Annotated in this window: 5 protein-coding genes, 1 tRNA gene and 2 pseudogenes; 6 read left to right on the top strand and 2 right to left on the bottom strand. The window is 74.1% G+C overall.

Going from position 1 to position 10,282, the window contains the following annotated elements; translation table 11 throughout:
* Positions 1 to 637: 637 nt before the first annotated feature.
* Positions 638 to 709, top strand: a tRNA-Val gene (locus tag L6E17_RS29945).
* A gap of 88 nt (positions 710 to 797) precedes the next feature.
* Here the strand turns inward: L6E17_RS29945 and L6E17_RS29940 are convergent.
* Both L6E17_RS29940 and L6E17_RS29935 read right to left on the bottom strand, forming a co-directional pair.
* Positions 798 to 1,522: pseudogene (locus L6E17_RS29940) on the bottom strand (3'-5' exonuclease).
* Between the two features lie 19 nt (positions 1,523 to 1,541).
* On the bottom strand, positions 1,542 to 3,872 hold the full coding sequence (locus L6E17_RS29935; protein ID WP_236243756.1) for a SpoIIE family protein phosphatase: 2,331 nt from the start codon (positions 3,870 to 3,872) through the stop codon (positions 1,542 to 1,544).
* A gap of 131 nt (positions 3,873 to 4,003) precedes the next feature.
* Here L6E17_RS29935 and L6E17_RS29930 point away from each other — a divergent pair.
* The 5 genes and pseudogenes from L6E17_RS29930 (at position 4,004) to L6E17_RS29910 (ending at position 10,210) form a co-directional block, all read left to right on the top strand.
* A pseudogene (locus L6E17_RS29930) lies at positions 4,004 to 5,064 on the top strand (PucR family transcriptional regulator).
* A 49-nt stretch (positions 5,065 to 5,113) separates the two neighbouring features.
* On the top strand, positions 5,114 to 5,533 hold the full coding sequence (locus L6E17_RS29925; protein ID WP_236243755.1) for a helix-turn-helix transcriptional regulator: 420 nt from the start codon (positions 5,114 to 5,116) through the stop codon (positions 5,531 to 5,533).
* Between the two features lie 10 nt (positions 5,534 to 5,543).
* Positions 5,544 to 5,960 (top strand): VOC family protein, encoded by a 417-nt coding sequence (locus tag L6E17_RS29920; protein WP_236243754.1) that lies wholly within the window; start codon positions 5,544 to 5,546, stop codon positions 5,958 to 5,960.
* Between the two features lie 117 nt (positions 5,961 to 6,077).
* On the top strand, positions 6,078 to 8,465 hold the full coding sequence (locus L6E17_RS29915; RefSeq protein ID WP_236243753.1) for an excinuclease ABC subunit UvrA: 2,388 nt from the start codon (positions 6,078 to 6,080) through the stop codon (positions 8,463 to 8,465).
* A gap of 728 nt (positions 8,466 to 9,193) precedes the next feature.
* Entirely contained in the window at positions 9,194 to 10,210 is a 1,017-nt protein-coding gene (locus L6E17_RS29910; RefSeq protein ID WP_236243752.1) for a LacI family DNA-binding transcriptional regulator, read from the top strand.
* Positions 10,211 to 10,282 lie beyond the last annotated feature (72 nt).

Genomic DNA, 10,282 nt, shown 5'->3' with positions numbered 1-10,282 from the left:
CCACGTGCGGCGCGCCAGCAGCCAGGAGCGGCGGGCGTTCAGGCGGGCCAGTTCGGCGATCGATATGCCCAGCCCCCGGCTGCGAAGGAAGGCCGTCCACAGGCGTGGGCCCCGTCACGGTTGGGCCATGCGCGCGGCTACTCAGTTCCGTGAGTACGCTCGCCCGGCGGTATTCCCGACGCATGCCGACCGGTTTCACTACCGCTTCCGCACCGTCTGGCCGTCCTCGCCGTCCCCGGGGACTACCCCGGTGGTGGCCCTCCGTCCGCGACGTGGCCGTCCACGGCGACACCGCCACCGCCCGCGTCCGCTCCTCCTGCCCTACACCCTCACCGTGCACCTGACCCTGGTCGAGCGCCGCGTCGAGGGCCAGGCGCGCATCCTCGAAGCAGCCCTCACCGGCGACCTCGAAGGCCGGGCCCGCTGGACGCTCACCCCGCCGCGGAAACCGCACCCGCGCCGTCTACGAACAGGACGTCCACGCCCGCGCCCTGCTCCGCCGTCTGGCGCTCCCCGGGCGGCTCGTCTTCCGGGCCAACCACGCCTGGATGATGCGCGGCGCCGGCGGGGCCTCGCCGCCCGCCTCCGCGCGGTTTGATCGAAGCCGCCCGGGACCTGTATGGTTCACTGCGTTCCCGGGCGATTAGCTCAGCGGGAGAGCGCTTCGTTCACACCGAAGAGGTCACTGGTTCGATCCCAGTATCGCCCACCGACCGGAAGGCCGGCCCTCGTTGCAGCGGGTCGGCCTTCCGCCGTTCCCGGCCCGTACCGCGCGGACTACCGGCACCGGCACGCGATCACGCGGCCGCCGCCGACTGCTCGGGCCGCAGCGGCCATGCCGGATCCACCGCCTCCTCCGAGCCGTTCCGCGCGAACCACGCCTGCAGCCCCCGCGCCTGCGCCGCGTGCCAGACCGCCTGCCGGGCGTGCAGCTCCGCCACCGACAGCTCCGCGAGCCGCTCGCGAACCGCCGCCCCACCGCCCGTACGACCTCCAGCGCGGCCGCGGCGTCCTGCGCCGCGTCATGGGCCCTGTCCAGCACCACCTCGTAGCGCGCACAGGTCCGTCAGCGTGCGGCGCCCCTTGCGGTACCGGTCCAGGTGCTTGTCCAGCACCCGCGGATCCAGCACGCACAGCGACACGTTCTGCAGGTACCGCGCCAGCGACGACGCCCGGTGCCGCCGCAACTCCCGGTCCAGCAGCGTCAGATCGAACGGCGCGTTCATCACCACCAGCGGCCGCCCCGCCGCGCACTGCTCCACCAGCAGCCGCGCTATCTCCTCCATCACCGGCGCCGCCACCGCCCGAACCGCTGCAGATGGCCGTCCGTCAGGCCGTGCACCGCCGTCGCCGCGGCGGGCACCGGGACACCCGGGTTCACCAGCCACCGCGTCGCCCGCAGCCGTCCGCCCGGCGCGTCCTGCACCACCACCGCCGCCGAGACGATCCGGTCCCGCTCGACGTCCACACCCGTCGTCTCCGTGTCGAACGCGGCCAGAGGACCCTCGTACCAGTGCGCCATAGCCCGAACTCCTCGCACATCACCGGCAGATGGACCGATCCCCTGCCGAACCGGTGATACCCGGACCGTTTGCCCCGTACGCCGTCCGGTCACAACAACCGTGAAAGACAACGCACCTGACGCTCGGCCAGCCCGGAAGGCACGAAGAGCCATGGCGCTCGCGGCGTACCCCGACCCCGCAGACCCGGGAGGCTCCCGAGCCCGGGAACACCCCGCCACCCCCACGTCCCGCCCACCACGGCAACCGGCCGCACCCCGCGGCCGCACCCGCCCCACCGGCCCCCACGCCCCGTTCGCGCGCGGCGCGCTCGCCCCCACCGCCTGCATGGAGACCCTCCAGGTGGGCTACCTCCACGCCGTCGCGGCCGCAGCGGCTGCACGCTCTCCCAACCCTTCCCCGACAACGGCATCGCCTGGGCCACGCGCTGGAACGGTCCTGCACCGCCAGCCGGACCCGCCGCACCGGCTCCGGCAGCACCTCCAGTGTGAGCACCGCACCGCCCTCGGTGTGCAGCAGCACGTTCCCCAGCAGCTCACCGGTCAGCAGCTCCGCGTCGTCCGCCCACTCCCGCATCCCCCAGTCGCGCAGCGCCCGCCGCACCACCGACCGCGCCTCCGACAGGCCCTGCGGGTCGGCCTGGTGGATGTACTGGTGGATGCGCGGCGCCCGCGACGTCCCCGGGTCCGGGCTGCGCCGCAGCACCAGCAGCGCCACGTCGTCCCCCGCGCCCCACCGCTCCCAGAACCGCCGCGACAGGTGGTCGGCGAGTGCCTCCGCACCCGGCGGGCCCGCGGCCACCGCCTCCGCCAGGGCGTCCATGCCCTGCCCGATGTCCGTGCCCGGCTCCTCCACCAGCCCGTCCGTGCACATCACCAGCGTCTCCCCGGGCACCAGGTCGAGCCGGGTCTCGGGATACTCCTCGTCCCCGAACACCGACGCGACGCCCAGCGGCAGCCCGCCGCGGACCTTCGGCACCCCGACCCGGCCGTCCGTGTGCCGGATCAGCGGCCCCAGATGCCCCGCCCGTACCGCGCGCGCCGTCCCGGTCGCCAGGTCGACCTCTGCGTACGTGCACGTCGCGAACCGCTCCGTGTCCAGCTCCGCCAGGAACCGCGAGGCCCGCGCCAGCACCGTCGACGGGGCGTGCCCCTCCCCGGCGTACGCCCGCAGCGCGATCCGCAGCTGCCCCATGATCGCCGCCGCGTGCGTGTCGTGTCCCTCCACGTCGCCCACCACGATCCCGACCCGCCCCTTCGGCAGCGGCACCACGTCGTACCAGTCGCCGCCGACCTGGCGGCCGCTCCACGCCGAGTGGTAGCGCACCGCGATCTCACCGCCCTCGATGGCCGGGATCCGCCGCGGCAGCATTGTCGCCTGCAGGTCCGTGGCCAGCTCCCGCTCCTCGTCGAAGAGGATCGCCCGCTGCAGCGACTGCGCCACGATCGCCGCCAGACCGAGCGCGAGGTTCCGCTCGTCGGCGCTGAACGCGGTGGGCCGCCGGTAGAACAGCACCATCCCGCCCAGCGTGCGCGCCTGCGCCACCAGCGGCAGATAGGCGGCCGCGCGAAACGGCAGCCGCCCCGCGTACGGCGCGAGTTGCGGATAGCCCTTGACCAGCTCCTGGAACGCACTGGTGAACAGCGGCCGCCCGCTCAGCACCGCCTCGTGCAGCGGCAGCCCGCTCTCCAGCCGCCGCAGCCGCAGGTCGTCCAGCACCTCCAGCGAGTCACCGCTCAACGCGATGATGTTCAGCGAGCCGTTCTCCACCAGGCCCAGCGCCAGCCCGTCCGCCCCCAGCCGCGCCAGACCTCCCGGGCCGGTCAGCGCCGCCGTCACATCGTCGACGGTCACGGCCCGCGACATGGCGTGCGTGGACCGCTCCACCATGTCCGTCTGGCGCCGCCGCCGCCGCTCCAGCTCCATCACGAACTCCGAGTGCGTCACCTCGGAGGTCGCGTCCCGGACGATGCCGACGATCCGGTGCGCCCTGCCGTCCCCGCCCCGCAGGATGCGCGCCTGGACGTGCGTCCACTGCTCGGAGGCGTCGTCCCGCTCCAGCCGGAAGTGCGCGGCGTACGAGGAGCGGCCGCTCTTCAGCGCCTCCCGGACCACACCCTCCAGCCGTGCCCGCTCCTGCTGGTCCAGGCGGTGCACGAGCGTGCCGGGCCGCCCGTCGAACCCGCCCGGCTCCTGCCCGAACACGAGCAGACCGGCCGTGTCGACGTCGATGCTGCCCGCGTCGAGGTCCCAGTCGAAACTGCCGGTCCTGTTCATGGCGAGCCGCTCGGTCGGACCGATCTCCCCACCGCGCGGCCCGGACTGTCCGTCATGCTCACGGTTGTCCGTCATCACCCTCATTGTCGAGCCCGCACCGGGCGAACGCCAGGGGATCGCCCCGTGTCCACCGGGCCGTACCCTTACCCACGGCGACCACGTCGACAGGACGGCGGGGGTCCGGGACACCACTCGGGGGGAGCAGCGTGGCGGCGCGGGACAGGGACACGGCCGGCGAGTACCTGGAGGGCTACGCGGCCCTCCTGGCGGAGGTCTCCGCCACGGGGCGCCGCCTCAACCGCGGGGAGCTGAAGGTCCGCCGCGCCCTGGGCGAGCGGGCCGCCGAGGACGGCCACGGCCTGCGCGCCCTCGTCGGCATGCACCTCGCGGCCACCCGGGAGGCGTGGCGGCGAACGCCGCCGCCGACAGCGTGCTCGCCGCCGTCGAGCAGGCCATCGACGCGTTCGCGGAAGGGTACGAGCGGGCCCAGCGGCTCGCCGTCCGCCAGGAGGAGGCGGCGCGCCGCGAGTTCATCGACGACCTGCTGTACGGGCGCAGCGACCTGGGGCGGCTGGCCGAGCGGGCCGAGCGCTTCGGGCTGCGCCTGTCCCGCGCCCACGCCGTCGCCGTCGCCGACGCCCGCACCGAGCACCACGAGGCGGGCTCCGTGTCCCGCCGGGTCGAGCAGGCCCTGCTGGGCCGCTTCGGGGACCGGCGCATCCTCTTCACCACCAAGGGCGGCCGCCTCGTGTGCGTGGCGCCCGGCGACCAGGACGACGTCCTCGTCTTCTTCGCCAAGCAGGCGCACGCCGCCACGGACGGCGGCCGCGTCGCCATCGGCCGCCCCCACCCGGGGGCCGGAGGCGTCGTCCACTCGTACGAGGAAGCCCTCAACGCCCTCGACCTGGCCGAGCGGATGAACCTCGACGACCCGGTGCTGCACGCCGCCGACCTGCTGGTCTTCCCGGTGCTCACCCGGGACCGCCAGGCCATGGCCGACCTGGTGCGCAGCGCGCTGGGCCCCCTGGAGCAGGCCAGGGGCGGCGCCCGCCCCCTCCTCGACACGCTCACCGCGTACTTCGACTCCGGCTGCAACGCCGCCGAGGCGGCCCGCCGCCTCAGCCTCAGCGTGCGCGCCCTGACCTACCGCCTGGACCGCATCCACCGGCTCACCGGGTCGAACCCCTCCGACCCCATGCACCGCTACACCCTGCAGACCGCGGTCATCGGCGCCCGCCTGCTGGACTGGCCCGGCCGGGAGCTCTGAGGCCGCCCGAGGCCGGGGAACCGCGGCCGGGACGTGCCATGATGATCGGATGGAGTTCTCGGACCTGGTTCGGCTCCGCCGGGCCCGCGACATGATGGACCGCGACTACGCCGAGCCGCTCGACGTGCCGGCGATGGCCAGGGCGGCGCACATGTCGGCCGGCCACTTCTCGCGCAGCTTCCGCGCCGCCTACGGCGAGACCCCGTACAGCTACCTGATGACCCGGAGGATCGAGCGGGCCAAGGCGCTGCTGCGGCGCGGCGACCTGTCGGTGACGGAGGTCTGCTTCGCGGTGGGGTGCACCTCGCTCGGCTCGTTCAGCTCGCGCTTCACCGAGCTGGTGGGGGAGAGCCCGAGCGCCTACCGGGCCCGCCGCCACGACGACGGCGCGGCCGTCCCGCCCTGCGTCGCCAAGATCCGCACGCGACCCGTCAGAAACGGAGAAGCGCGGCGCGCCGACCCGCCGTAGCGTGATCCACATGGACATCACCTTGAAGCAGTGCTTCATCGCCGTCGACGACCACGACACGGCGCTCGGCTTCTACCGCGACGCCCTCGGCCTGGAGGTCCGCAACGACGTGGGCTTCGAGGGGATGCGCTGGGTGACCGTCGGCGCGCCGTCCCAGCCCGACACGGAGATCGTCCTCGAACCGCCGCTCGCGGACCCGCACGCCTCGCCCGCCGACCGCCGGGCCATGGCCGAGCTGCTGGCCAAGGGGCTGCTGCGGGGGGTGAACTTCTCCACCGACGACGTGGACGCCGCGTTCGAACGGATCCGCGCCGCGGGCGGCGAGGTCCTCCAGGAGCCCGTCGACCAGCCGTACGGGGTCCGCGACTGCGCGTTCCGCGACCCCGCGGGAAACATGGTCCGCTTCATCCAGCGCAAGGACGGCTGACACCGAGCGCCGGGCGACGCCCGCCGCACCGACCGGAACGACCACCGGGCCCACCGCCCGCCCGCGGCAGCCCCGCCGCGGGCGGTGCGCCGACAGCAGAGGGAGAGACCGAGCAGCATGGCCACGAGCACGGACCCGCGGACGTCCGCACCGCACGCCGCCGACAGCCACGACCTGATCCGCGTGCACGGCGCGAGGGAGAACAACCTCAAGGACGTCAGCATCGAGATACCCAAGCGCCGGCTCACCGTGTTCACCGGCGTGTCCGGCTCGGGCAAGAGCTCGCTGGTCTTCGACACCATCGCCGCCGAGTCCCAGCGGCTGATCAACGAGACGTACAGCGCGTTCGTCCAGGGCTTCATGCCCACGCTGGCGCGACCCGAAGTCGACGTGCTCGAAGGGCTCACCACCGCGATCATCGTCGACCAGCAGCGGATGGGCTCGGACCCCCGCTCCACGGTCGGCACGGCCACCGACGCCAACGCGATGCTGCGGATCCTCTTCAGCCGGCTCGCGCAGCCGCACATCGGTCCGCCCAGCGCGTACTCCTTCAACGTCGCCTCGGTCAGCGCGAGCGGCGGGCTCACCGTCGACCGGGGCGAGGAGAAGACCCGGACCGAGAAGGTGACCTTCCAGCGCACCGGCGGCATGTGCACCCGCTGCGAGGGCCGCGGCACGGTCACCGACATCGACCTCACCCAGCTGTACGACGACTCCAAGTCGCTGTCCGAGGACCCGTTCACCATCCCCACCTACACCGGCGACGGCTGGGTGGTGCGGGTCATCAGGGAGTCCGGCTTCTTCGACCCGGACAAGCCGATCCGCGCCTACACGAAGAAGGAACGGCACGACTTCCTCCACCGCGAGCCGGTCAAGGTGAAGATCAACGGCGTCAACCTCACCTACGAGGGGCTGATCCCGAAGATCCAGAAGTCGTTCCTCTCCAAGGACCGGGAGTCGATGCAGCCGCACATCCGGGCCTTCGTGGACCGGGCGGTCACCTTCCAGACCTGCCCCGAGTGCGACGGCACCCGGCTCAGCGCCGCGGCCCGCTCGTCGAAGATCGGCGACATCGGCATCGGCGACGCCTGCGCCATGCAGATCAGCGACCTGGCCGCCTGGGTCCGCGGCCTCGACGAGCCGTCGGTGGCGCCGCTGCTGGCCGCGCTGCGGCACACCCTCGACTCCTTCGTGGAGATCGGCCTCGGCTACCTCTCGCTCGACCGGGCCGCGGGCACGCTGTCGGGCGGCGAGGCCCAGCGCGTCAAGATGATCCGCCACCTCGGGTCCTCGCTCACCGACGTCACCTACGTCTTCGACGAGCCCACCGCGGGCCTGCACCCGCACGACATCCGGCGGATGAACGACCTGCTGCTGCGGCTGCGCGACAAGGGCAACACGGTGCTCGTCGTGGAGCACAAGCCCGAGGTGATCGCGATCGCCGACCACGTCGTCGACCTCGGCCCCGGTGCCGGCTCCGCGGGCGGCACCGTGTGCTTCGAGGGCACCGTCGAGGGCCTGCGGGCCGCCGGCACCGTCACCGGCCGCCACCTCGGCGACCGCGCCGCGCTGAAGGAGACGGTGCGCACCCCCACCGGGAAGCTCGGCATCCGCGGGGCGGCCACGCACAACCTCCGGCACGTCGACGTGGACATCCCGCTGGGCGTGCTGGTCGCCGTCACCGGCGTCGCGGGCTCGGGGAAGAGCTCCCTGGTGCACGGCTCGGTCCCGGCGGGCGAGGGCGTGGTGTCCGTCGACCAGAGCCCCATCCGCGGCTCCCGGCGCAGCAACCCGGCGACGTACACCGGACTGCTCGACCCGGTCCGCAAGGCGTTCGCCAAGGCCAACGGGGTCAAGTCGGCGCTGTTCAGCGCCAACTCCGAGGGCGCCTGCCCCACCTGCAACGGCGCCGGCGTGCTCTACACCGACCTGGCGATGATGGCCGGCGTGGCCACCACCTGCGAGGACTGCGAGGGCAGGCGCTTCCAGCCGTCCGTGCTGGAGTACCGCCTCGGCGGGCGGGACATCAGCGAGGTGCTCGCGATGCCGGTGGCCGAGGCGGAGGAGTTCTTCGGCGCCGGCGAGGCCCGCACACCGGCCGCCCACAAGATCCTCCAGCGGCTCTCCGACGTGGGGCTCGGCTACCTCACCCTCGGGCAGCCGCTCACCACGCTGTCCGGCGGCGAGCGCCAGCGGCTGAAGCTCGCCACGCACATGGCGGACAAGGGCGGTGTGTACGTCCTCGACGAGCCCACCACCGGCCTGCACCTCGCCGATGTCGAGCAGCTCCTCGGCCTGCTCGACCGGCTGGTCGACTCCGGCAAGTCGGTCATCGTCATCGAGCACCACCAGGCGGTCATGGCGCACGCCGACTGGATCATCGACCTCGGCCCCGGCGCCGGACACGACGGCGGCCGCGTCGTTTTCGAAGGCACCCCCGCCGACCTCGTCGCGGCGCGCTCCACGCTCACCGGCGAGCACCTCGCGGAGTACGTCCAGGGCTGACCCGAGCGCCGCCCCGCCTGCTGCGCCCGCCCGCTGCGCTGCGCCGCCGCGGGCACGCGGCCGTCCCCGAGGCGGGCCCCGCGGGGCGGCATCGGCCGGGCGGTCCTCTGCACGGCCCCCGTGCGGTGTCGGCCTCGGCGGTCCACCGACCGGCCGCCGGTCGGCGGGTCCTGTACTTGAGCGGGACGGTCATCGGGCGGCGCGGCCCTGCACTGCCCTGGGCCGGTTGCCGGGCGGCGCGGCCCTGCCCCTGAGCGGGACGGCCGCCGGTCGGCGCGGCATGCCGTACGCCGGGGACGGCCGCCGGTCGGCGCGGCCCTGCACCGCCGGGGACGGTCGTTGGTCGGCGCGGCCCCCGGCAGCCCCGCGCCGAGGCGCCTGCCCGCCGCCTGTTCCCGTGGCCGCACCTGCCCCGTGGGTCGGACGTCGCCCGTCGTGGGGCGCCTGCCCGGCGGCGCGGATGCCGACTACCCTGGCCGGGGACGTCCACGCGACCGTCAGGGGAGCGGCACGGAGGACGGGGCCGGGGCCTCCGTACCGGCGGCCCCGCGGCGCCCGGGCGGTGCCCCCGACCCTCAGGCCACGCAGGCGGCCCGGGAATCGAAGCGCTTCGACACCGTGTCTGGACACCGCTCGCCCCTCCCTCTAATGTCTGAGCGAAGCGTGGATCGAAGCGCTTCACCACTGCTGCCGCTCCCCGGTGCAGAGGACTCATCCCAGGAGAGCCGATGGTCACCCTTGCCGATGTCGCTCAGCATGCGGGAGTGTCCGCCAGCACGGTGAGCTACGTCCTCAGCGGCAAGCGGTCCATCTCCGCCGCCACCCGGGCCCGCGTCGAGCGCAGCATCACCGAGCTCGGCTACCACCCCAACGCCGGCGCCCGCGCCCTGGCCAGCAGCCGTTCCAACATCATCGCCCTGATGATCCCGCTGCGCACCGACATGTACGTGCCGGTGATGATGGAGATCGCCATCGCCGTCGCCACGACCGCCCGCGGCCACGGCTACGACGTGCTCCTCCTCACCGGCGAGGAGGGCCCCGCCGCGGTCCGCCGCATCGAGGGCAGCGCCCTGGCCGACGCCATGATCCTCATGGACGTGGAACTCGACGACGACCGCCTGCCCCTCCTACGGCAGGCCGCCCGCCCCGGCGTGCTCATCGGCCTGCCCGCCGACACGACCGGCCTGAGCTGCGTCGACCTGGACTTCGAGGCCGCGGGGGCGCTGTGCGCCGAGCACCTCGCGGGTCTCGGCCACCGCGAGATCGCCGTCATCGGCGAGGCCGCGGCCGTGTACGAGCGCCACACCGGCTTCGCCGAACGCACCCTCGCCGGTCTGCGCGCCCGCAGCGAGCAGCTCGGCGTACGCCTCCTGCACCGCCCCTGCGAGGGCAGCTACGCCTCGGTCGCCGCGACCCTGGCCCGCGTGTACGACGAACGCCCCGGCACCACCGCGTTCGTCGTCCAGAACGAGGCCGCCACCGATCCGCTTCTCGCCCTGCTGCGCCAGCAGGGCCGCGCCGTGCCCGAGGACGTGTCCGTCATGGCCATCTGCCCCGACCAGGTGGCCGCCCACGCCTCGGTGCCGCTCACCTCGGTCGCCGTGCCCGCGCAGCGGATGGGGCAGCACGCCGTCGAGCAGGTCGTCGCCAAGCTGGAGGGCCGGGGCGCGCCGGAGGTGCTCCTGCTGGAGCCGGAGCTCACCGTCCGCGAGAGCACCGGCCCCCGTCCGGCCGCCCCCGCCTGAGCGAGCCGCGCACCGCCGGCGGCGGCTGGCGGCTGGCGGGCCGCTGTCAGGGGCGGCCGCCCGCGGCCTGAC

This window comes from Streptomyces sp. CC228A, from assembly GCF_021390935.1.
Taxonomy (GTDB): domain Bacteria; phylum Actinomycetota; class Actinomycetes; order Streptomycetales; family Streptomycetaceae; genus Streptomyces.
Note: the sequence above shows the minus strand (reverse complement) of the source record. Positions and strands in the feature narration are given on the sequence as shown.